A 22,877-nucleotide genomic window follows, 5' to 3' on the forward strand; every position below is an offset into this window, starting at 1 on the left:
ACATAAAATAGCAGAAAAGAGGAAAAAAATGTTTTGTACAAAATGTGGAAATGAATTACCGGTAAATGCAAAATTCTGTACCAAATGCGGAACGAAAGTAGAAGCTTTTCAGCCAGGAGCAATCCAGCCAAATCCGACACCGCAGAGAGCTTCAGTACCACAGCAGGAACCGACACAGCAGCAGACCCCGGTAAGACAGGCAAGCCCAGCACCACAGCCACAACAAAAAAAGAATGAGAAAGTAACAAAAACAAAGAACAGTAAAAAAGTATCAAATAAAAATAAGAATGAAACTGAGAAGAAATCCGGCTCCGGTGCCATGGTATATTTATTAATCGGTGCAGCAGTTCTTATTATTATTCTGATTGCAATTATAGTATTGTTATTTATCAAGGGCAATCAGCCGGCAAAGCAGGATGATATTACCGATAAGCCGGTGGTTACAACGGAGCAGACCACAGAGACGGAAATGTCTACAGAGCAGACAGATAGGAAAGATGTAAGCGGACAGCAGGAAGCATCTGAGAAAACTTCCGAAGTAATAAATAAAGAAGATACAACCGGAAATGAGGACATGGGAACAGACGGAGCAGTTGGAGAAGAGGAAGCAGAATATATTCTTCCGGAGAGTGCCAGCCGATTATTAACGGAAGCTGATTTGGAGAATCTGACCCAGGAGGACCTTCGGATTGCCAGAAATGAAATCTATGCAAGACATGGAAGAAAATTCTTAGATGAAGGACTACAGGAATATTTCAATGGAAAATCCTGGTACAACGGAACCATTGAACCGGACGATTTCAAAGAAGATATGTTATCGGAAATAGAGAGAACCAATGAGGATACCATCGTAAATTATGAGACGAAGATGGGCTATCGTTAGAAATAACATTCAATGAAACAGGAAAAGGGGTAGAACAGATATGCCATGTACAACTATTTTAGTAGGGAAAAAAGCTTCTTATAATGGAGCAACCATAATTGCACGAAATGATGATTCCGGTGCCGGACATTTTACACCTAAGAAATATGTGGTAATTCATCCGGAAGAACAGCCGACAATCTATCAGTCTGTATTATCTCATGTGAAAATAGAATTGCCGGAGCATCCGATGCGTTACACGGCAATGCCGAATGCGGTAGACGGGGAAGGTGTCTGGGCTGCCTGTGGAGTCAATGAGGCAAAGGTTGCCATGACTGCAACAGAGACCATAACTTCCAATCCCCGCGTCTTAGGAGCAGATCCTCTGGTGACCTACCATCCGGCAGAAAATGGCAGGGAAGAGATTATCGGCGGCATTGGAGAAGAGGATATTGTATACATTGTGCTTCCGTACATTCACAGTGCAAGAGAGGGTGTCATTCGCCTGGGCAGTTTGTTGGAGCAGTATGGAACCTATGAGATGAATGGAATTGCATTTCAGGATAAGGATGAAATCTGGTGGCTTGAGACCATTGGCGGACATCACTGGATGGCAGGAAGAGTGCCGGATGATGTCTATGTGGTAATGCCAAACCAGCTGGGACTTGATACCTTTGATTTAGAGGATGCCCTTACTACACAGAAGGACTATATGTGCTCAAAGGATTTGCGGGAATTTATTGAGGAAAATCATCTGAATCTTTCTTTGGATGGCAGCTTAAATCCAAGAGATGCATTTGGTTCCCATGATGATTCCGATCATGTATACAATACACCAAGAGCCTGGTTTATGGAGCGTTATCTCAACCCACATACCTATAAATGGGATGGGGAGCAGGCTGATTATACGCCGGCATCCGATGATATTCCATGGTGCTTGAAACCGGAGAAAAAGGTAACAATCGAAGATGTAAAATATGTATTATCCGCACATTTTCAGGGAACACCGTATGACCCATATGGTTCTTATGGGGAAAAATCCATGAAAGGCGCATTCCGTTCCATTGGAGTTAACCGGAATGATTTTCTTTCTGTGATTGAAATGCGGCCGGAGCAGGCGGACATTACCGAAAATACAGGAAACATCATACAGTGGGTAGCATTTGCATCAAATGTATTTAATGTGCTGGTTCCGTTTTACGGTGAAGTGGAGACAACGCCGGAATATGTATCCAATACCACCGGAGAAGTTTCTACAGATAATTTCTACTGGGCAAGCCGTATGATTGCAGCTATGGCAGATGCCTCTTATCACAGATCCCTTTTTCACATCGAACGCTACCAGATGCATGTGATGGCAAAAGGGCGGGAACTGCTGCATACCTATGATGCACTTCTGGCAGAAGAAAAGGACGCAGCAAACAGACAGAAACTGATGCAGCAGGCAAATAATGCGATAGCAGAAATGCTTAAGAAAGAGACACAGGATACTTTGGATAAAGTGCTGTTTGAATTAAGCAGCCAGATGAAAAATGCATATTCACGCTCAGATGCATGACAGAGAAGGACACAATAGAGAAAAGGAGCGTAAGTGGAATGCAGACAGATTTTCATTTATTATATCCACCGGATTATGACCGGAACAAAGCCGTTCCCATGAAGGATTATAAATTTATCCACGCATTAAAAATTGATGCTATGGTAATACTGATTAAGGAAAGTTACCGGGGAGTGGCAGACCTTTCACTGGAAAATTTCTTCTCTACAGATGAGCGGGTATTAGAGTATCGTCTGGGCGTAGTAGAAGATCTGGTGGAAAATCCATCACTTTACGAGGCATTTTGCAAGGCGGTATCCATTATTTATAATATCAATGATATGCGAAGAGTATTAAACAGTGATTTTACGACGGATTCAGCCCTGCGTTCGGTGCGATATCTTGAAATGTATCAGGAAATTGTAAATCTGTTTGCGGATGCATTGGAAAAAGCAGAGATTCATTCGGAAGGTATGCAGAATTTCAAAAAAGAAATTCACTCAATCGTAGCAAGCAGCGAGTACCAGAGCCTGAATGAGGAACTTCCGAAAATGGAACTGAACTTCGGGCATATCAAAAGCGTAACCGTAGGTATTAATCTTGATGGCAATTTAAGACCGAAAGAAGCCGGACTGATTTCTGTCAATGAGGAGCAGTTCCATCCAGGAACTATCATGGACCGGCTTTTGAAAAAAGGGAAAAAAGATAAATGGCATCTGATGTCGGCACTCTATCCACTGAGCCGGGTGCTGCACAATGATGAACAGGATGCTATAGACTATTCCATGAATGCAGCTTTGCAGACTATTTTTGCAAAGCCGCTGAGGGAGTTTGAACCGCTGGTGCAGAATTATTATCACATTAATACAAATATGTTTATTGCTTTATTGGATGATATCCGTTTTCTGACTGCCGGAGTAAAATTTATCCGTTCCATGAAAGAAAAGGGATTTGCCATGTGCAGACCGAAGATTGCATCCATGCAGGAGAAACGCTGTGAGTTAAAGCATGTATACAATCCCATGCTGGCAGTGAATTCCGTAGAGGAAACAATTGTGTCTAATTCCTTTGAGCTGGATGAAAAAGGAAGATTCTATCTGATAACCGGCCCAAATCACGGAGGGAAATCTATTTTTGCCTATTCCATCGGAATGGCGCAGGCGTTATTCCAACTGGGGCTGTTTGTTCCGGCAGAAGAGGCGGTAATGAGTCCGGTGTCTGGAATATTTACACATTTTCCATCCTCTGATGAGAATAATTATGGAATGGGCAGACTGGAAAGTGAGTGTGTAAGACTGAGTGAAATCATGAAACAACTGTCAGATACGGATATGCTGTTGATGGATGAATCTTTTTCCAGTACCAGTGGACTTGAGGCAGGCTACATAGCATCAGAGGTGCTGACCGGAATCGGAATTATCGGCTGCTGTGGCCTTTATGTGACCCATATTCATGATTTGACACAACAGCTGGATACCTATAATGAGCATCCGGAGAATAAAGGCAAAATCGATAATCTGGTGGCAATGATGGAAAGTAAAGAAGAGGGTACCCGGAGTTACCGGGTCATCCGGACGACACCGGATGGCTTAAGTTATGCAAGAGATATTGCCAAACGTTATGGTCTGGATTTGGAAGATATTTTAAAAAGATAAAAGAGAAAATCCGTATCTTACTCCTGTTATATACGTATACTATTTGTTGGAAGATTGCAACTAAGATAGCAATTGACTAACAGGGCAGGTGAAAACTACAATAGGAGAAAAGGAGGAATTTCTATGCAGGCATTGTCAAAAGCAACACCAGGTGAAACCTATACCATTCAGTGGATGTTTGGTCAGCCGGAAGTGCTTGATTTCTTGCATAGCCACTCTGTAGATGAGGGGGAACGCATACAGCTCATCCAGAAAATGCGTGACTGTGTAATTATTGGGGCAAAAGACAGCAGATTTGCAATGGGAAATGAAATTGCAGACCGAATACAGGTGTAGGAAAATCGTATAAACGCGGGAAAATATTTTGTGGGTTATCCGCATAAAAAAAGGGAAGCAGTTCCGATGGAACGGCTTCCTTTTTTCTATCAAAGGTCCATAAGAATCTATTATGCTTCTTTCCAGTAATCCGGAGTTACATCCCTGCCTAAATCTTCTAACAATTTCCGGTCACTTCTTATGGTAGCGCAGGCAACGGTAGTCAGCATATTTCCGGTAATGGTTGCAGATGCACCAGCCTGAAAAGCAGTTTCACCATCGTTGGTAAGCAGTGCACGGCCGGCAGCCAGACGGATATTTGCATCCGGATTGATATAACGGAAGAATGCGATGGTACGCAGAATATCATCTTCACTTAACTGCGGCAGATTTTCTAATGGAGTTCCCGGGATTGGCATTAAAGCATTGATTGGAATAGAATCAATTCCCAGTTCAGCTAAACTTACTGCCATATCCAGACGGTCTTCCCAGGTTTCACCCATTCCGATAATACCACCGGAGCAGGCGCACATGCCTTCCGCTTTTACTTTCTTTAAAGTTTCAATTTTCATATCGTAGGTATGGGTGGTGCAGATATTTGGAAAATTCCGGCGTGATGTTTCTATATTATGATGATAGCTGGTAACGCCTGCCTCATGAAGGCGGTGCAGTTGTTCCTCATCTAAAAATCCCATGGAAGCACATAAATCGATTTTGCATTCCCGATGCATGGATTCAAAGGCGTGAATGGCTTTTTCAAACTCCGGACCGGTCAGCGCTTTTCCTGCAGTTACGATAGAAAATCGGTCAACGCCTTCGCTTTCGTTCATTTTGCAGGCTTTGATAATATCTTCTTCCGGCAGGAAGTCATATACTTCACAGTTGGTATGGTTATGTGCAGACTGGGCACAATATTTACAGTCTTCCGGACAGCGTCCGCTTCGTCCGTTTATGATAGAACATAAATCTACTTTATCTCCGATTCTTGCAGCACGGATTTTGTCGGCTCCTTCGCATAATTCCTTTAAATCGCAGGTAAGAAAAAAGGATAAATCATCCTCTCTCGTAATGCGTCGTCCGTCAATAATTTCCTGTGCCAGTGTCAGTGCATCCATGGTTTGTCTCCTTTGTATCTGTGTGAATTTTACAGTTCTTTATGATAAACAAAAATTAACTGAATGTCAACCTGAAATAAGATATGAGTTAACAATACGAGAAACAGGAGAAACTACAATGGATGATAGATGCATGAAGAAAATTGCAGGAAGAAAGCTGCCAGGATATGATTGTAGAAATAGTGGAAATTGGTATAATGAAAAGTAATGAGATAAGAAAAGGGGGATTCAATTTGAAAGCAACTGTATTAGTAGATAATATAGGAACGGAAATTGCAACTGGAGAATGGGGGTTGAGCATTTATATCGAACAGGCAGGAAAAAATATACTGCTTGATACGGGTGCATCAAACCGTTTTCTGGTAAATGCAAAAGCATTGGAAAAGGATATCGGGGCAGTGGATTATGGGGTATTGTCCCATGCCCATTATGACCATGCAAATGGGATGCAGGCATTTTTTGAAGAAAATGAGAATGCGAAATTTTATCTTCAAAAGGGAACCGGTGAAAACTGTTATTTTAAGAAGTGGTTTATTCATAAATATATTGGAATTCCAAAACATATCTTAACCAGACAGAAGGATAGAATTGAATATGTGACCGGAAAGTACAAACTTTATGAAAATGTATATCTGATTCCCCATACGACAAAAGGTCTTGAGACAATCGGAGCCGCCAATAAAATGTATATCAGAGACGGCAGACGTTGGCGACCGGACGATTTCGCCCATGAACAAAGTCTTGTAATAGAGGAAGAGGATGGTCTTATTATTTTTAACAGCTGTTCGCATGGTGGCGCAGACAATATTATAAATGAGGTCAGCAAACTGTTTGAAAAGCCGGCAAAAATGATGATTGGTGGCTTCCACATTTTTCAAAAGGGGGAAACTGAAATTCGGCAGTTGGCAGAAAAAATAAAGGCAACCGGTGTAAAAAAGATTTATACCGGTCACTGTACGGGAGGAAGAGCTTTTCGGATTCTACAGCAGGAGTTAGGCGATATGGAGGAGCAGTTAAAAGTTGGTCTCGTAATAGAAGCATAGATATTTCAAAAGAAATAAAGGAAGTAACAGGAAAGGAATCAACAGATGAAAAAATACAAAATCACAGATATTATTGAGGATGAATTCGGCTGTGAAGGACGGCCGGAAGGGGAAGAACCGATGGTTACGATTCTTCTAGTGGATGATACCGGAAAACAGCGCAGCATCCGTATGGCAGATAAGCTGGCTTATGAAAAGAAACTGGATATCGGAGCGGAAATGGAGCTGCCGGAAGAAGAGATAATGACATTAAACGGAAAAGAATATAAAGTGAAAAAACTGTTTGGAAAGGGGAAAGGCGGCTATTCCTATCTTGTGACAGATGGGGAGAAGGAATATGTCCTGAAACAGATTCACCATGAACCATGCAGTTATTATCAGTTTGATAATAAGTTAGAGGCTGAAAAAAGGGATTATAAACGGCTTATGGAAATTGGAATTACCATGCCAAAGCTGCTTGATATAGATGAGACACAGGAACGCATTTTAAAGGAATACATTCCGGGAGACACTGTCTATCAGCAGGTGGAAAAGGACGCACTGCCGGAAATCTGTCTGCAACAGGTAAAAGAAATGTGCACAAAGTTATATACTGCACATACAAATATTGATTATTTTCCTACAAATTTTATCCTGTGGCAAAATGTCCTCTATTATGTGGATTATGAGTGTAATGCCTATATGGAAGAATGGAATTTTGAAAACTGGGGAATCAAGTACTGGTCTAAGACAAAAGAATTCTTAGAATATGAACGGACCCATTAATGAGACTTAAGAGATTCTTAGAAATCTAAAATATTCATAAAAGGATTGCTGGGGACAAAATCTTTGTGATACAATAATCCAAAGCATGAAATACAATCCAGATAGCATTTTCTATTATTCCATTCTGGCAGTCTTAAGCGTTATGACATTTCTGTATCTATCTATGCTTTTTATACCATTTATTAAATAAAAAGCAGGAGAAGTTACAGGAAAAGGAGTATGTAGCAGCTTCCTGCAAATCAAAGGAGGAACTACATATGACAAAGAAAGTACCAGCAGCAAACCGCAATTATAAGGATACGATTTTTCGTATGCTTTTTTCAGACAGGGAGTCACTTCTGTCACTCTATAATGCGGTAAACAAACGGAATTATACCAATCCCGATGACTTGGAAATTGTAACATTGGAAAATGCTATTTATATGGGAATGAAAAATGATCTGGCATTTATTTTAGACATGAATCTCTATCTTTATGAACATCAGTCTACAGTAAATCCCAATATTCCTCTTCGGGACTTGTTTTATATTGCAGCAGAATACCAGAAACTCATCGACCGGAAATCGTTATATTCATCTGCAATCCAAAAGATTCCGACTCCCGGCTTTTTTGTTTTTTATAATGGAATAGAGCCGTTAGAGGACTGTTGCATCAGCCGGTTGTCAGATGCTTTTTTACATACCGGAGCAGAACCGGCATTGGAACTGATTGTGACAACATTAAATATCAATGAAGGACATAATTGCGAATTAATGCAGCATTGCCGAAAATTAAAGGAGTATGCGCAGTATGTGGCGAAAGTCAGAAAGTATGCAGAGCAGCTTCCGTTGGAGGATGCTGTGGAACGAGCGGTTACAGAATGCATCCGGGAGAATATACTTGCTGATTTCCTGAAAAAGAATCGTGCGGAGGTAGTTGCGATGAGTATTTTCGAATATGATAAAGTGGAAGAAGAAAAGAAACTTCGCAAAGCGGAGTTTGAGGCAGGGGTAGAACAGGGTATAGAGAAAGGTTTAGCACAAGGCATCGAACGTGGTGAAAAGCAGGCATCTGTTAAAACAGCAACCCGGATGCTCCAGATGGGTAGCTTTTCTCTGGAGCAGATAGCAGAAATTTCAGGATTATCTGTGGATGAAATCAAAGGATTAATAGAATAAATTTTTTTGAAAATTAATGATAATATTTCTCAAGAGGATAACCGGAACTTGGTTATCCTTATTTTTATGCTATAATTCCGATTAGACATGACTAACTCGTGCAAAAAAGGAGAATATGGAACTATGAAAAAAGAAACAAAAAAAACAATTGTTGAGTTTAAAGATGTGGTTCGTACCTATGGAGAGGGAGAAGCACTGCAATATGCGGTCAATCATGTGAACTTTACCATTGAAGAAGGGGAATTCGTGGTAATTTTAGGACAGTCCGGTGCAGGAAAATCAACCGTGCTTAATATGTTGGGCGGAATGGATCAGCCAACAGAGGGAGAGGTTATTATTGATGGGGAAATAGTCTCTTCCATGAACGATAAACAGCTATCCGATTTCCGGGCAGATAAGATTGGATTCATCTTCCAGTTCTATAATCTGCTGCCAAGTCTTACCGCATATGAAAATGTGGCATTGACAAAAAGTATCGTAAAGGATGCGGAAGACCCGGGCAAAATGTTAGAAGCCGTAGGTCTTGCTGACCATAAGAATAAATTCCCGGCACAGCTTTCCGGTGGAGAGCAGCAGCGTGTTTCCATTGCAAGAGCGTTGTCCAAGAAACCAAGAATTATTCTTGGCGATGAACCGACTGGTGCATTGGATTCCGAGACCGGAGTGATTGTATTACAGTTGTTACAGAAACGAAGCAGAGAGAATCAGGATACTGTAATTTTAGTAACCCATAATGCAGATATTGCAAAATGTGCAGACAAAGTCATTCGCATGAAAAACGGAAAAATACGTGAAATTGTGGAAAATGAATATCCACTGGCTGTAGAGGAGGTGGCGTGGTAATGTTATTTCGCAAAATGCTGCGTGATTACAAGGCGAATTTTGGCGCATTCTTTTCCGTATTTCTGCTGGCTGCATTAGCGATGGCATTATTCTGTACCTTTGAGGGACATGTATTATCCCAGAAGGTTGCCAGAGAAAATTACCATAAAGAATGTAATCTTTCCGATGTCTGGATGTATGGAGAAGGCTTTTCCGATGATGAGCTTGATACCGTAAGAAACCTTGATTTTGTAAAAGATGCACAGCTTCGTATGTCCGTGACCGGAAGTGCACCGGATTGTGATGGTGCGCAGGTGGATATTTATTTAGAACGTGAAAACCTTGTAGATACACCATATTATATTTCGGGAGAACCTTTTGACCCGACGGATACCGATGGAATCTGGCTTGCCAATGCATTTGCCAAGCTTAGAAATATTAAAGTAGGCGATGATTTTACCATTGAATACAATGGAATTACCTTTACCAGAGAAGTAAAAGGATTGGTAGAGAGTGCAGAATACGAATTCCGTGAAGCTGACGGAGATGCAGATATGTATCTTGAAAATATTGCAATTGTATACATGTCTTATGATGCATTCCCAATCCGTGATCATATCAACCACATGGTTGATACCGGAAAAATCACCTGGAAGGATGTTAAGAAAAATACCACTGCTTTAGATGAAAAAGTAGAGCAGTTAAAAGAGGCAGGACTTACAGAAGATGACATTACCCAGGAAATGTTAGGTCAGATGATAGATAAAATCAGCGATGAAAAGCTTGCCAAAATAATGCCATATACCCAGATGATTATTGTAACCACCGATGGCGGCGGGCTTGCCCATGAGGAGGCTTTGGCAGAAAGCATTGACCGTGATTATTCTGCCATTGTGGATAGAAAATCCATTCCTGGACTGGCAAGATTAGACAGTGAATTAGAACAGCATCAGTCATTTTCCTATTTATTTGTCATTATATTTGTGGGAATCGCAATCTTAGTAATTGCAACATCCATGGGGAGAATGGTAGAACAGCAGCGTACCCAGATAGGAACCATGAATGCCCTTGGTTTGAAACGGCATAAAATCATGCTGCATTATATCAGCTTCAGTCTTGTTGTTTCGGTAGTTGGAGTCGTTCTTGGACTGTTAGTGGGAACTTTGTGGGGAAGCCCGGCAGTCATTGGCATGTTTGCAAACTGGTATATCGTACCGGGATTACATTCTGTATTCCATCCGATGTATTTTATCATTGCAGCAGGCATTGTGGCAGTATGTGTACTTGCTTCCTATATCAGCTGCAGGAAACTGCTTCGTATTAAGCCGGCAGAAGCATTGCGGCCGGCAGCACCGAAGAAGGGAAAGAAATGCATTTTTGAGAGACTGCCATTCTGGAAAAAACTTTCCTTTACCAGCCAGTACAATCTCAGGGATATTTCCAGAGCCAAGTTAAGAAGTTTTATGTGTGTAATCGGAACGGCAGTCGGTATGCTGCTGATGATATATGCAGTCGGCTGTAATGAACTCTTAGGCAGTATGATAGAGATTAACTTTAACCGCGTAACCGTAGGTGAGTACCAGATTAAATTTTCAGAAGATGCCAAGACAGAAACTGTAGACGATATGGCAGAGGAACTGGACGGCGAAGTGGTAATGGTAAATCAGGTGGAAGTGGCAAAGAAGAAAAATGCACCAGTCGATGAAAAGAAAAAAGAAACCATCACTGTTTTAGAAGGAAAGAATTTATATAATATTCTTGACTTAAATAATCAGATTAAAGAGCTGACACCGGGAACCATCGGCATCAGCCGTAAGCTGGCAGCCGACCTTGATGTAAAGGTAGGAGATACCGTATACTGGCATCTTTATACGAAAAATACCTGGTATGAAGCAAAGGTTGGAACCATTTACCGGAGCCTTGAGTCCCAGGGAATTGCATATCTTAGAGAAGATTATGAGAAAATAGGTGCGGAATATATACCAAGCTTTCTGATGACGGATGATAAAGCAGCAAAAGACAAGACCGACCTTGATTATGTAACCGGAGTAAACAGTAAGAGCGAAATGCAGGCGGCCTATGAAAGCAGTATGCAAATCATGAATATGATGGTAGGTATGATGGCAGTATTTTCCATACTTATGATAGTTGTCGTATTATATAATTCCGGCGTACTTTCCTTTCATGAAAGAGTAAAAGAATTTGCAACCTTAAAGGTATTGGGACTGCGTTCCTCTAAGATAAGAAGAATTTTAAGCATGCAGAATCTGTGGCTTAGTATCATTGGAATTATTATCGGAGCACCTCTTGGAAATGTTTCGCTGAATGCCATGATTAATACCAACGGAGAGAATTTTGATTACAACCTGATGCTGGCACCGGTGGATTATGTGATAGCAGGAATTTTTGTTATGATTATTTCCATGCAGGTAAGCTTCATGTTCTCGAAACGAATCCGCAAGCTTGATATGGTTGAAATCTTAAAAGGCGTAGAATAACAGCAGATAATAAAACAAAACAGCAAGACCTTTTCTTTTCAGAACCCTTGTGGTATTCTGAGAGAAAAGGTCTTTTTATCAGTTTAAGAGGACAAATGAAAAATACAGGAGAGAGAAAAATGCCAGTTTTTGACTTTAGTAATGCACCGGGCGGGAAAAAGACAGAGTCCATATGCACTTATACAACGTTTCAGTCCAACGAGAAGGAGAAGACAGCGGAGGAGCCGATTCTTATACTGGACAATAAGAGCCGTCATTGGAAACATCATTCCGGTGGTGTGTTTGCAAACCAGAGCCAGCAGACTGCTTTTGAATTTAAGGAAGAAAGCGAGACTTACAGCGCAGATATTTTAAAAGTAGATGCACGTTTCGTCAGCCTGATTAAATGGCTGGGAGAAAATCATATCAGTGTGCGCCTTTCCGGAGAAAACCGGGAAGACGGGTATGCTGTATACAAGATTCGGGAGACAACCTTTGGTGCAGGAACCAAATTGTCGGCAGAGGATGGATTTTTACAGTTTATGATAGAGAGACTTCTTGCCAGCAGTGCACCGACAGAGGAAATGGACGAGGAAGAAGAGGATGAAAATGGAGATGATATGAAGCTGACCAGCTTACAGAGCATTTCCGATTTTATGACCTGTGCCGGCAGAACCATGCCGGATAATATCCGCCTCTGGGCGAGAAGAAACCTTGCAGTAGCACGCTCCCATGAGGTATCACCGGAGGAACGCCGTCATGCCCAGAGAGCATTGTCTATTATGATGAATATCCAGTGGAAGAGCAATTATTTTGAGGCAATTGATCCGGTAGAAGCAAGAAAGATTCTCGATGAAGAGTTATATGGCATGGAGAAAGTAAAACAGCGTATCATGGAAACCATCATTCAGATTAACAGAACCCATACCCTGCCGGCATATGGACTGCTTCTGGTGGGACCGGCGGGAACCGGGAAATCCCAGATAGCCTATGCGGTAGCAAGAATCTTGAAGCTGCCTTGGACAACACTGGATATGAGTTCCATCAATGACCCGGAGCAGCTGACCGGAAGCTCCCGTATCTATGCCAATGCAAAGCCTGGAATTATCATGGAAGCATTTTCTATGGCAGGAGAATCCAATCTGGTATTTATTATCAATGAGTTGGATAAAGCAGCATCCGGCAAGGGAAATGGAAACCCGGCAGATGTGTTGTTAACCTTGTTAGATAACCTTGGATTTACCGACAACTATATGGAATGTATGGTTCCGACCGTGGGAGTTTATCCGATTGCTACTGCTAACAATAAAGCCGATATCAGTGCACCGATTTTATCCCGTTTTGCAGTAATTGATATCCCGGATTATACATCAGAAGAAAAGAAGATTATCTTCTCCCGGTTTGCACTCCCGAAGGTATTAAAACGAATCGGCCTGCATCAGGGTGAATGTGTTGTAACAGAGGATGGACTGGATGCAATCGTAGAGCAGTTTAAGCATACTTCCGGTATCCGTGATTTAGAGCAGGCAGCAGAACATTTGGCAGCCAATGCCCTTTATCAGATCGAAGTAGACCATGTGCCATCCGTAACCTTTGATGCTGAAAATGTGAAGAAGCTGTTTGCGTAAAAGTGATTGGTAAGGAGAATAAGGATGAGCGGATATTTAATCAAAGATACAACAAAAGAAGAACGTGAGGCAATTGTTGCAGAATCCTTGGGAAATATTTCTGCAACCTGCGATGGATGCAGTGCCGGAATCGTGGAAATGTATCAGGCATACATTGATGGAGAGAAGGAACTCCGGGAGATTAATATGGAATTCAATGCCCGGTATGTAAGCGGCATGGAAGGACCGGAACGCCGGGGATGCCCGATGGAATAAAGGTGGTTTACATAATATAAAGGAGAAGGAAAAATGAGCAAAGAAAAAACAGAATACAGATTTAGCGTGCATGCGGCACCGGAAGTGATTAACCAGGTGATTCAGAATTATCTGGCAGCCAACCAGTATGTACAGATACCAAAGCCAAATGCCAATTATTATTTCTTCAATGACCCGTGGATAAAGGGAAAACGTTCTATAGAATATTACATTCATGGAACAGAAGTGATTGTGCTGGCATATATGGGAACTTTTGAGAAACCAAGAGGGCTGGAAGGCTTTGTAGGTGCCGTTCCAAAGAAATCTTTCCGGGATGATTTAGAACCGCTGTTTGTAGAACTGCATCGCATTGATATGATGGGTATGACACCACAACAGGGAATGCCAATGCAGCAGGGAGGACCGATGCAGCAGGGAATGCCAATGCAGCAGGGAGCACCGATGCAGCAGGGCATGCCACCACAGCAGGGGTATATCCCGCCACAGAACAGTGCCAATCAGTTTGTGGAGAAATCCAGAAAGACAAGGGAGAACTGGACGATTGCAGGTTTTGTAATCAGCTTGGTGGGACTGCTGTTATCCTTCTTTGGTATTACATACGGAGCAATTATAATTGTGCTGGAATTCTGGTGTGGATTCCAGGGCTTACAGACGAAGAAAAAAGGACTTGCAATTGCAACCATTGTGCTGGCGGGAATCAGTGTACTGCTTTTAATCCTGTCAATCGTGTATACCGCAAGCCATCCGGTGAGAAGTTACAGATACTATTAAAAGGAAACGTAAAATAAAAGAAGAGAGGTGACGGAGATGAAAATAGCTGTATTACACGGAGCAATTATTAATGCCGGCGATTTTTTGATAAAGAACCGGGCAATTTCATTACTGAAATATTTTTATCCAGACAGTGAAATCGTGGAATATTATCGAAATCAGAGTCTGGAAGAAAAACTTCCAGAAATAAATGCCTGCGATATTTTAGTGTTTGCCGGTGGACCTGGATATTGTAATGGATTTTATCCAAGGATGGCACCAGTTACAGATGATTTAAATAAAATTAAAATCCCAGTTATGCTCCTTGGCATGGGATGGTGGGAACACAATTCAGATGTGGTCAGCCAGTATAGTTATCAATTTGAAGAACCTATGAGGGCACTGTTTCAGAAAGCAACGGAAAAAGGCCTGAAGATGGGATGCAGGGATATTGCAACCGTGAATGTATTGCGCAACAATGGTTACGATAATATAGCGATGACAGGTTGTCCGGCATGGTATGATTTGGAACATATTGGAATTACAAGATATACCGGAAAAGGGCTGACATCCTGTAGAAAAATCTGTATTTCGGATTGCGGAAACATGGCGAATTGGGGTCTGGCAGTAGAATTGACCCAGTTTGTAAGAAGATTCTTTGGAAACTGTGAAATATACTTTGTCTGCCATAGAGGCTTCCCGGATGCAAGGCTTGGAATAGAACCAATTATGAAGGAACTGAATGTGCATTTTATGGATATATCAGGCAGTGATGAAGGATTTAAAGTATATGATGACTGCGATTTGCATATCGGATTTCGGGTACATGCTCATATCTATAACCTTTCCAGAAGAAACCTCTCCATATTACTGGAAGAAGATGCAAGAGGAAGCAGCCTCAATGAAACATTGGGACTGCCTGAGATTAAGACAAAGTATCTTCAGGTAGAAAAAGGAGCATTACAGTACCATATCAATGATAAGATAATTTACCAGGTGGAGGATGCACTTCTTAATCTTGCAGAGAATCATTATTGCAGCATGGAAAATGCATATCGCATGATGAATCAGTATTTTGAAAATATGAAACGTCACATTTTATCCATTAAGGATATTATATAAGAATGAAAATAAAAGAGATAACCCCGGTGTCGGTGATGCCGGGGCTATTTTACGCAAGAAGCTGCTGCAGGCACTACAGACCGGTAACAGGAGGAAAAAATATTTTCTTAAAATTGCACTAAGTTTTCCAAAAAAACGTCCGATAAATAGATTAGACAACAGAAATGCGAATCATTTCAAGGAAGAAAGGAGATGCCGTTATGCGTATAGAAGCTTATAACCAGATCGCATCCATATATAAAACAAGTAAGACTGGTAAAGTACAGCAGCCATATGGTGTAAGCACAGGCAGGGATGAAGTGCAGATTTCCCAGTTGGGAAGAGATTACCAGATCGCAAAACAGGCAGTCGCAGAAGCTTCGGATATCAGGGAAGATAAAGTAGCAGAACTGAAAACAAGTGTCCAGTCAGGAAAATATGATGTGGATTCCGGAGATTTTGCAAGTATGTTACTGGCAAAATATAACGAAATGAAGAAGTAAGAAGTGAGGATAAGCCGTGGCTAGTTTGATGGAGGATTTGGCAGATGTACTTCTGCAGGAAGATAAACAATATCAGGAGTTGATTGTTCTTTCAAAAGAGAAGACAGATGTACTGGTTGCCGGAAATGTAAAGAGGTTGGAAGAAATTACTGCAATGGAGCAGGAAATGACAGATGTGCTTCATGGATATGAAGTGCGCCGCAGAACTATCTTACAGGATATGGCAGATGTACTGGGTAAATCAAAGGATGATTTTACCATTGAGACCATGATACAGATACTGGAATCACAGCCAAAAGAACAAAGCCGCCTTATTTCACTTCGGGATAAACTTCACAGGACGTTAAAGGAAATGGCACAGCTAAACACACAGAATCAGGCACTGATAAAACAGTCCTTAGAGATGGTGGAGTTTGACCTGACCTTGTTTAAGAGCCTGCGACAGGCACCGGAAACGGCAAATTATAACAAATCTGCATACAATACCGGAGATTTGTTAGGAAGCAGCGCTTTTGACACGAAACAGTAGGCAGGAGGAAAAGTACCATGGCAAATGGAATGGGAAGTTTATATATTGGTTCTTCTGGACTTCGGACAAGCCAGAATGCCTTGAATACGACAGCAAATAACCTTGCGAATGTTGACACAACCGGATATGTGCGCCAGCAGGTCATTCAGGCGGACCGCCATTACAATACATTTGATAAAAATGCAGCAATCAGTAATCAGCAGTCCGGACTTGGTGTAAGTATTGCAGATGTCATTCATTCAAGAGATATATTTTTAGATAAATCATATCGTACAGAGACTGGAAGACAGTCTTTTTATTCCGCATGCTACTCTGCAACAAATGAAATTTATACTTATTTTCAGGAGCTGGAGGGAGAAGCATTCCAGGATAGTATCTCGTCTTTATATACTGCATTTGAAGAGTTCTCCAAAGATCCGTCTGATTCGGTAAACCAGAAACTTGTAATGCAGAAATCGAGTCTGTTTATCAGCCGGGCGAAAGCCGTTTACACAAGTTTACAGAAATATCAGAATAATTTAAATACAAAAATTTCCAAAGATATTGACCGGATTAATGAACTGGGAAAGAAAATCTATGATTTAAACGAAAACATTGTAAAAATCGAGGCTGGTGGAGTCGAGACTGCAATGGAATTAAGAGACCAGCGGGATAACGCACTGGACGAACTGGCAGGTCTGGTTCATATCGACTATGATGAGAAATACGATGGAACTGTATTTGTTTCAATAGAAGGTGTTGATTTCGTAAATCGTGCCCAGGTATATGAGATGGGAAAAAGCGTAGATGACGAGACCGGTTATATTACACCATACTGGCCGCAGATGTCAGATACGAATCGTGGACAGACAGCCAATGTATTTAACTTTAATGTAGATATTTCATCTGCTTATAACACCGACATCGGAGAATTGAAGGCACTGGTAATGCAGCGCGGAAATTATGTGGCAGATTACCGTGATATAGAAGGAAAATCCCGTCAGGAATATAATGATGATGCAGGAATGTCTGTAATGCTTTCTACAGAAGCAGAATTAGACCAGCTGGTACATAAACTGGTTACAGCAATCAATGATATCTTCTGTCCGAATGTAAAATATGCCGGCACAGATTTAACCGGAACAACAGCAGATGGAAATGCGTTTACCATTACACAGGGGATGAAAGTTTTAGATACAGATAACTGCGCAGTAGGAAGTGATGGAAAGCTTCCGCCACAGGAGCTATTTTCCAGGGTAGGAACGGATCGCTATACAGAGGTGAATGTAACGGATGCGGCTGGAAATACCAGGACATACTATGTATACAATGAGGAAAGTGCAACAGATATTTCTAAAATGTATACCTTGTCCAGCCTTAAGGTAAATGATGAAATTATCAGCCAGCCATCTTACATCCCGCATCTGACACAGGATAGTAATAATAAACAGGTAGCGCAGCAGCTTGGTACCGCATTTACAGAGATGTGGAAGAAGAGTGAGATTTCTTTGAATCCGAATGCTACCAGTAAATGTACCTTTATGGAATATTATGCACAGATGATTGGTGAAACAGGAACAGCAGGTTCTGTTTACAATACCATGTCAGAGACACTGAATAACACGGTAAATACCGTTGATAATAAGCGTCAGCAGGTAATCGGAGTTTCTTCTGACGAGGAACTGACCAGTATGATTCAGTTCCAGAATGCTTACAATGCAGCCAGCCGTTTTATGAATGTGGTAAGTGACATGATAGAGACATTAATTAACGGATTGTAATATAGAAGAGGTGGGAATATGCCGTCACAATTTTTTGGATTAAATATAGCAGCATCTGCATTAAATGCATTTCAGGCATCTGTAAATACTGCTGCCAATAACGTATCCAATGTACAGACCAAGGGTTACAGTAAACAGGTAACGAATAAAGAAGCCGGTGAGGGAATGCGTGTCAATGCAAAATACGGAACCACCGGAACCGGAGTAAATGCGGTTTCTGTCACACAACTCCGGGACAGCTATTATGACACGAAATACTGGAATAATAATGGAAACCTTGGATTGTATCAGAAACGTCTTTACTATATGGAACAGATTCAGACATATTTTACAGATGATGATACGGAAAAGGGTTTTTCCACATTATTAAAAACCATGTTTAATAATCTGGATACCACACAGCATACGAACTTTGATGAGAATGTAAGAAAGCAGTTTATCGGAAGCGCCCAGAGTCTTGCTACCTATTTTAACGGAGTTGCTACGAACCTTCAGGAATTACAGGGAACCTTAAACAATGAGATTAAGTCTACTGTAGATAATGTAAACTCCATTGCAGAGAAAATTGCATTGATTAATAAGCAGATTAATCAGGTGGAAATCAATGGTGGACATGCCAATGAGCTGAGAGATAAGAGAGCACTTTTGGTGGATGAACTTTCCGCAATTGTTCCGGTTGAAATATCAGAAGTGCCGATTACCAACAGTAACTATCCGGATATGGATCTTGGAATTAATAAATACACCGTGAAAATCAATGGACAGACCATGGTGGACGGATACGATTACCGTACCCTCTCTTATGAAGCGAGAGAGCAGAAGATTAACCAGACTGATATCGATGGATTATATGACCTGACCTGGTCAGATACTGGAGTTAAATTCAATGCAGCCAGTGCATCTATGGGTGGAAGCTTAAGAGCTTTGTTTGAAATGCGGGATGGAAATAATGCAGAGAACTTTACCGGTAAAATAGGAACAGAAGCCGGAAGTATCCAGAATACTGTGGTAGATGGAAGAACCGTAACACAGATTACCGTAAAGAATCCATCTATGACGGATGTAGAGAAATTATCCATTGCAGAACAGGGAATCATAACCGTATTAAACAATGATTACCTTTATTCCGATTTTACCATGAATGCAGATGGAAGTTATACTTTTACATTAAAACAGGAGTTAAATGCATCCCAGAGAAGCAAGTTCTTAGGAGAAAGTGTCAGCATTGGAAAGAGTGTGGATGCCATGGGAATCCCGTACTATATGTCCCAGATGAACCAGTTCTTAAGGAGCTTTACCAAAGCATTTAATGATATTGAACGCGGAGACGCAGCTGATCCGGCAGTAGATTTAAATGGAAAAGAAATGGGAAGCTTCTTTGTAGGAAAGAGAGCTTTAGGCGGAGAATATGATTTTACAGATACGCAGATATCCTCCGGTTCCAATACCTATTATCAGCTGACAGCATTAAACTTTGCTGTAAATTCAGAGTCCATAACAGACCCGGGAAGATTTGCAGCAGTAACCAGGTCAGAGTACACCGATGGTGTGGATAAATATACATTGCTGGATAGATTGAAGAAATTAGAGAGTGATACCAAGCTTTACCGTGGAACGGGGGCGGATGATTTCTTACAGTGTCTGCTTTCGGATATTTCTGTAGATACAGAAGAAGCGGAGCTTTTCAGCAAGAATTATTCCAATATAGAGTCGACTATCGATATGCAGAGACAGTCTGTATCCGGTGTAGATGAAGATGAAGAAGCACTGGACTTAGTAAAATTCCAGAATGCATACAATCTGGCATCCAAGATGGTTTCTGTTATGGCAGAGATGTATGACAGATTAATCTTAGAGACCGGAGTATAAGGAGGTTTGTTAGAATGAGAGTAACCAATAACATGATCATGAGCAATACCAAAATAAATATCAATGGAAACAAGACCAATGTGAATACATTGAATAATCAGATGACTTCACAGAAGAAAATCAGCAAGCCATCCGATGACCCGGTTATTGCTATCCGTGCACTTCGGCTGCGCAGCAGTTTAAGCCAGATTAATCAGTATTATGAAAAAAATATTCCGGATGCAGAGGCGTGGTTAGATGTTACCGAAACCTCTCTTACTAACATGAAAAAGCTGCTGACTACCATTCACACCCAGTGTGATGCAGGAGCCAATGGAACGCTGACGGAAGAAAACCGTAAGACTATTTTAAAACAGTTACAGTCCTTAAGTGACCAGATTTATTCTGAAGGTGATGCAGATTATGCGGGAAGAACGGTATTTACCGGTTATAAGACGAATTCAACCTTGACATTCCAGGCAGACAGCAAAGAGGCTTATAATATCAGCGAGTATTTATCCGCAGATAAAATCGAAGAATATAATTATTCCTATGGAAATGTTAAGACCCCGACAGCTGCAGACGTAGCTGCAAAGACAGCACCGGGTACACCGGAGAATACTACACTGCACAGATTGCGCCTTTCCTATGACAATATTACCGATATTACTGGTGGAAAAATCAGTTACAGTTATAAAGACACAGCAACCGGACAGATGACCACGAAAGAGCTGAATGTTACCACTGTTACCACCAGTGATTTAGAAGCGTCTTCTTATGCAATAGCAGATAATGACATCGTATTTAATAAAGACACCGGTGAATTCCTGATGGGAAAAACGCTGGCATCAAATCTGAAATCATTCGGAGCAACGGTTTCTGTAAATTATGATAAGACCGGATTTTCCAAAGGAGAATTACGACCGGAGAATTATTTTGACTGTACCAATAATACAGATGCAGCTAATCCAATCCAATATACTAATTTTGAAAACGGAAAGAGAGTCCGGCAGGATATTGAATATACCATTGCATCGAATCAGACACTGGTGGTAAATACACAGGCAAGCACAGTGTTCAATTCTGATATCGCAAGAGATTTAGATAATCTTACTTCCATTGTGCAGTCAGCGATTGACGCACATAGTGTAGTGGATAACATTAAGGAAATGAAAGGCTTAAGCCAGTATTCCTCAAAGGACGACCAGGAATATTTAGAAAGCTGTCTGGCTGCTGCCCAGAAACAGGCAGATTATGCAGACCATCAGCTGCAGACAGTATTTAACAGGGGATTGACGAAATTCGAAGGCTATATGTCAGATGTAAACCTTGCAATCACGGATGTGGGAAGCAAGGGACAGCAGCTTGATATTACAAAGAACCGCATGTCTAATCAGCAGCAGACGGTAGAGGCGTTAAAATCAGACAATGAGGATAAGGATTTATCAGAGATTATCATTGACTATACTTCTTCCTATACTGCATATCAGGCATCTTTACAGGCGGCCGCTAAATTAGAAAGACAGACTTTACTGGATTATCTGTAAGAAAGGAGAAACTGGCATGAAAGCAGCAACAAGATTGTTTGGGGAAATAGAAATTGACGAAAGCAAAATCATAACATTTGAGGACGGAATCATTGGATTTCCGGATATGAAGAAGTTTACCTTAATCTTCGATGAAGAAAAAGAGGGCAGACCATCCATTTCCTGGTTACAGTCCATGGACGAGCCAGAGATAGCATTTCCGGTAATGGATCCGCTGTTCGTTTGTGAAACATATAATCCAAGTGTGGAAGAGGAATTGTTAAAGAATCTTGGAACCATAAAAGAGGATAACCTTTATGTACTGGTAACAGTTACCGTGCCGCAGAATATCAAAGAACTTGCAGTGAACTTAAAAGCACCGATTGTAATTAATACAGACACAAGAAAAGCGAGTCAGATAATCGTAGAGGATGACCTGCCGGTAAGATACAGAATTTATGAAATTTTAGAAGAAGCAAAGAAGAAGGCAGGTGAATAAGATGCTGGCATTAACAAGAAAAAAGGGAGAATCCCTTGTTGTCAATAACAATATTGAGATAACAGTACTGGAGATCAGAGGAGACCAGATTAAAATCGGCATCTCAGCACCGAAGAATGTGCCGGTATACCGGAAAGAAGTATATTTACAGATTCAGAAGGAGAATGAAGCTTCTCTTAAAGCCGATGGGTTAGAAGCTTTGAAAAATTTACTGTAACCGCTAAATAAATTTACGGGTTCTACCGATATAAGAGTTAGAACAATGGTAAACGGAAATGACAAGAAGCACATGGAGGTGTAAGCAATGTCAATTGAATCAATCAGAAACAGTGGATCGGTGTATCAGGGAAGTTCTCCGGTTCAGGGAACAATAAGAGAAAGTTCCGCAGTAACAACAGAAGGATTACAGACAAGTGCAGATGAAATGCAGCAGGAAAATGCCAGTGTATTAGAAAATGCAGCAGCACAGGGTCAGAATCCAGCAGAAGAAGAAAAAGCAACTGCCTCTTCCTCGGAACAGGTTAAGAAGGCGGTGGAAAGCATCAATCGCAGCCAGTCTCATACAGAAGCAATCTTTGGTATCCACGAAGGAACTAATCGTGTTACCATTAAGATTGTGGATAAAGAGAGCAAGAAAGTGATTAAAGAATATCCGCCGGAGAAGACACTTGACATGATACAGAAGCTCTGGGAGATGGCAGGGCTGATGGTAGACGAGAAGAGATAGGAG

General features: G+C 41.2%; 22 protein-coding genes. 21 read left to right on the forward strand and 1 reads right to left on the reverse strand.

Annotated features, from left to right (window positions below):
• Positions 1 to 28: 28 nt before the first annotated feature.
• From LKD41_RS05220 to LKD41_RS05235, 4 genes are all read left to right on the forward strand, one after another.
• Positions 29 to 883, forward strand: a complete 855-nt coding sequence (locus LKD41_RS05220) for a YARHG domain-containing protein (RefSeq protein ID WP_227700616.1) — start codon at positions 29 to 31, stop codon at positions 881 to 883.
• Positions 884 to 923: 40 nt separating this feature from the next.
• Positions 924 to 2,420: a C69 family dipeptidase gene (locus tag LKD41_RS05225; RefSeq protein ID WP_227700617.1), complete on the forward strand. Its 1,497-nt coding sequence runs from the start codon at positions 924 to 926 to the stop codon at positions 2,418 to 2,420.
• A 38-nt stretch (positions 2,421 to 2,458) separates the two neighbouring features.
• Entirely contained in the window at positions 2,459 to 4,054 is a 1,596-nt protein-coding gene (locus tag LKD41_RS05230; protein ID WP_227700618.1) for a MutS-related protein, read from the forward strand.
• A gap of 123 nt (positions 4,055 to 4,177) precedes the next feature.
• Positions 4,178 to 4,390 (forward strand): FeoA family protein, encoded by a 213-nt coding sequence (locus LKD41_RS05235; RefSeq protein WP_022244126.1) that lies wholly within the window; start codon positions 4,178 to 4,180, stop codon positions 4,388 to 4,390.
• A 110-nt stretch (positions 4,391 to 4,500) separates the two neighbouring features.
• Here the strand turns inward: LKD41_RS05235 and bioB are convergent, their stop codons facing one another.
• Positions 4,501 to 5,484 (reverse strand): biotin synthase BioB, encoded by a 984-nt coding sequence (bioB, locus tag LKD41_RS05240; protein ID WP_022244125.1) that lies wholly within the window; start codon positions 5,482 to 5,484, stop codon positions 4,501 to 4,503.
• Positions 5,485 to 5,717: 233 nt separating this feature from the next.
• Between bioB and LKD41_RS05245 the strand changes: the two genes are divergently transcribed.
• From LKD41_RS05245 to LKD41_RS05325, 17 genes are all read left to right on the forward strand, one after another.
• Positions 5,718 to 6,527 (forward strand): MBL fold metallo-hydrolase, encoded by an 810-nt coding sequence (locus tag LKD41_RS05245; protein ID WP_227700619.1) that lies wholly within the window; start codon positions 5,718 to 5,720, stop codon positions 6,525 to 6,527.
• Positions 6,528 to 6,572: 45 nt separating this feature from the next.
• Positions 6,573 to 7,292: a hypothetical protein gene (locus LKD41_RS05250; protein ID WP_331470894.1), complete on the forward strand. Its 720-nt coding sequence runs from the start codon at positions 6,573 to 6,575 to the stop codon at positions 7,290 to 7,292.
• A gap of 257 nt (positions 7,293 to 7,549) precedes the next feature.
• Positions 7,550 to 8,449 (forward strand): hypothetical protein, encoded by a 900-nt coding sequence (locus LKD41_RS05255; RefSeq protein WP_227700620.1) that lies wholly within the window; start codon positions 7,550 to 7,552, stop codon positions 8,447 to 8,449.
• A 123-nt stretch (positions 8,450 to 8,572) separates the two neighbouring features.
• Positions 8,573 to 9,292, forward strand: a complete 720-nt coding sequence (locus tag LKD41_RS05260) for an ABC transporter ATP-binding protein (RefSeq protein WP_227700621.1) — start codon at positions 8,573 to 8,575, stop codon at positions 9,290 to 9,292.
• The gene (locus LKD41_RS05265; protein WP_227700622.1) at positions 9,292 to 11,769 is read left to right on the forward strand and encodes an ABC transporter permease; all 2,478 of its coding nucleotides are present in this window, start codon (positions 9,292 to 9,294) and stop codon (positions 11,767 to 11,769) included. Before LKD41_RS05260 ends, LKD41_RS05265 begins: the two co-directional genes overlap by 1 nt.
• Positions 11,770 to 11,888: 119 nt before the next feature.
• On the forward strand, positions 11,889 to 13,376 hold the full coding sequence (locus tag LKD41_RS05270) for an AAA family ATPase (RefSeq protein ID WP_227700623.1): 1,488 nt from the start codon (positions 11,889 to 11,891) through the stop codon (positions 13,374 to 13,376).
• 24 nt (positions 13,377 to 13,400) lie between these two features.
• The gene (locus LKD41_RS05275) at positions 13,401 to 13,631 is read left to right on the forward strand and encodes a hypothetical protein (protein ID WP_022244117.1); all 231 of its coding nucleotides are present in this window, start codon (positions 13,401 to 13,403) and stop codon (positions 13,629 to 13,631) included.
• Positions 13,632 to 13,664: 33 nt separating this feature from the next.
• On the forward strand, positions 13,665 to 14,402 hold the full coding sequence (locus LKD41_RS05280; protein WP_022244116.1) for a DUF4190 domain-containing protein: 738 nt from the start codon (positions 13,665 to 13,667) through the stop codon (positions 14,400 to 14,402).
• A 36-nt stretch (positions 14,403 to 14,438) separates the two neighbouring features.
• On the forward strand, positions 14,439 to 15,503 hold the full coding sequence (locus LKD41_RS05285; protein ID WP_022244115.1) for a polysaccharide pyruvyl transferase family protein: 1,065 nt from the start codon (positions 14,439 to 14,441) through the stop codon (positions 15,501 to 15,503).
• A gap of 200 nt (positions 15,504 to 15,703) precedes the next feature.
• Positions 15,704 to 15,985 (forward strand): flagellar biosynthesis anti-sigma factor FlgM, encoded by a 282-nt coding sequence (flgM, locus tag LKD41_RS05290; protein ID WP_117841495.1) that lies wholly within the window; start codon positions 15,704 to 15,706, stop codon positions 15,983 to 15,985.
• Between the two features lie 16 nt (positions 15,986 to 16,001).
• Positions 16,002 to 16,514, forward strand: coding sequence for a flagellar protein FlgN (locus LKD41_RS05295; RefSeq protein WP_022242359.1), 513 nt, complete (start codon positions 16,002 to 16,004; stop codon positions 16,512 to 16,514).
• Between the two features lie 17 nt (positions 16,515 to 16,531).
• Positions 16,532 to 18,274, forward strand: coding sequence for a flagellar hook-associated protein FlgK (flgK, locus tag LKD41_RS05300; protein WP_227700624.1), 1,743 nt, complete (start codon positions 16,532 to 16,534; stop codon positions 18,272 to 18,274).
• An 18-nt stretch (positions 18,275 to 18,292) separates the two neighbouring features.
• Positions 18,293 to 20,143: a flagellar hook-associated protein FlgK gene (gene flgK / locus LKD41_RS05305; RefSeq protein WP_227700625.1), complete on the forward strand. Its 1,851-nt coding sequence runs from the start codon at positions 18,293 to 18,295 to the stop codon at positions 20,141 to 20,143.
• A gap of 14 nt (positions 20,144 to 20,157) precedes the next feature.
• Positions 20,158 to 21,669 (forward strand): flagellin N-terminal helical domain-containing protein, encoded by a 1,512-nt coding sequence (locus tag LKD41_RS05310; RefSeq protein WP_022242362.1) that lies wholly within the window; start codon positions 20,158 to 20,160, stop codon positions 21,667 to 21,669.
• A gap of 16 nt (positions 21,670 to 21,685) precedes the next feature.
• A complete protein-coding gene (gene fliW, locus LKD41_RS05315; protein ID WP_022242363.1) occupies positions 21,686 to 22,147 on the forward strand; it encodes a flagellar assembly protein FliW in 462 nt (153 codons plus the stop codon).
• Between the two features lies 1 nt (position 22,148).
• A complete protein-coding gene (csrA, locus tag LKD41_RS05320) occupies positions 22,149 to 22,364 on the forward strand; it encodes a carbon storage regulator CsrA (RefSeq protein WP_022242364.1) in 216 nt (71 codons plus the stop codon).
• Positions 22,365 to 22,451: 87 nt separating this feature from the next.
• Positions 22,452 to 22,874, forward strand: coding sequence for a flagellar protein FlaG (locus LKD41_RS05325; protein WP_227700626.1), 423 nt, complete (start codon positions 22,452 to 22,454; stop codon positions 22,872 to 22,874).
• Positions 22,875 to 22,877 lie beyond the last annotated feature (3 nt).

Source organism: Roseburia sp. CLA-AA-H209 (genome assembly GCF_020687575.1).
Classification (GTDB): Bacteria; Bacillota; Clostridia; order Lachnospirales; family Lachnospiraceae; genus Roseburia_C; species Roseburia_C amylophila.

Excerpts from the sequence above, each read along its gene's own strand:
- LKD41_RS05220 (WP_227700616.1), top strand. The coding sequence starts at position 29 with ATGTTTTGTACAAAATGTGGAAATGAATTACCGGTAAATGCAAAATTC.
- LKD41_RS05225 (WP_227700617.1), top strand. The coding sequence starts at position 924 with ATGCCATGTACAACTATTTTAGTAGGGAAAAAAGCTTCTTATAATGGA.
- LKD41_RS05230 (WP_227700618.1), top strand. The coding sequence starts at position 2,459 with ATGCAGACAGATTTTCATTTATTATATCCACCGGATTATGACCGGAAC.
- LKD41_RS05235 (WP_022244126.1), top strand. The coding sequence starts at position 4,178 with ATGCAGGCATTGTCAAAAGCAACACCAGGTGAAACCTATACCATTCAG.
- bioB (WP_022244125.1), bottom strand. The coding sequence starts at position 5,484 with ATGGATGCACTGACACTGGCACAGGAAATTATTGACGGACGACGCATT.
- LKD41_RS05250 (WP_331470894.1), top strand. The coding sequence starts at position 6,573 with ATGAAAAAATACAAAATCACAGATATTATTGAGGATGAATTCGGCTGT.
- LKD41_RS05255 (WP_227700620.1), top strand. The coding sequence starts at position 7,550 with ATGACAAAGAAAGTACCAGCAGCAAACCGCAATTATAAGGATACGATT.
- LKD41_RS05260 (WP_227700621.1), top strand. The coding sequence starts at position 8,573 with ATGAAAAAAGAAACAAAAAAAACAATTGTTGAGTTTAAAGATGTGGTT.
- LKD41_RS05265 (WP_227700622.1), top strand. The coding sequence starts at position 9,292 with ATGTTATTTCGCAAAATGCTGCGTGATTACAAGGCGAATTTTGGCGCA.
- LKD41_RS05270 (WP_227700623.1), top strand. The coding sequence starts at position 11,889 with ATGCCAGTTTTTGACTTTAGTAATGCACCGGGCGGGAAAAAGACAGAG.
- LKD41_RS05275 (WP_022244117.1), top strand. The coding sequence starts at position 13,401 with ATGAGCGGATATTTAATCAAAGATACAACAAAAGAAGAACGTGAGGCA.
- LKD41_RS05280 (WP_022244116.1), top strand. The coding sequence starts at position 13,665 with ATGAGCAAAGAAAAAACAGAATACAGATTTAGCGTGCATGCGGCACCG.
- LKD41_RS05285 (WP_022244115.1), top strand. The coding sequence starts at position 14,439 with ATGAAAATAGCTGTATTACACGGAGCAATTATTAATGCCGGCGATTTT.
- flgM (WP_117841495.1), top strand. The coding sequence starts at position 15,704 with ATGCGTATAGAAGCTTATAACCAGATCGCATCCATATATAAAACAAGT.
- flgK (WP_227700624.1), top strand. The coding sequence starts at position 16,532 with ATGGCAAATGGAATGGGAAGTTTATATATTGGTTCTTCTGGACTTCGG.
- flgK (WP_227700625.1), top strand. The coding sequence starts at position 18,293 with ATGCCGTCACAATTTTTTGGATTAAATATAGCAGCATCTGCATTAAAT.
- LKD41_RS05310 (WP_022242362.1), top strand. The coding sequence starts at position 20,158 with ATGAGAGTAACCAATAACATGATCATGAGCAATACCAAAATAAATATC.
- fliW (WP_022242363.1), top strand. The coding sequence starts at position 21,686 with ATGAAAGCAGCAACAAGATTGTTTGGGGAAATAGAAATTGACGAAAGC.
- csrA (WP_022242364.1), top strand. The coding sequence starts at position 22,149 with ATGCTGGCATTAACAAGAAAAAAGGGAGAATCCCTTGTTGTCAATAAC.
- LKD41_RS05325 (WP_227700626.1), top strand. The coding sequence starts at position 22,452 with ATGTCAATTGAATCAATCAGAAACAGTGGATCGGTGTATCAGGGAAGT.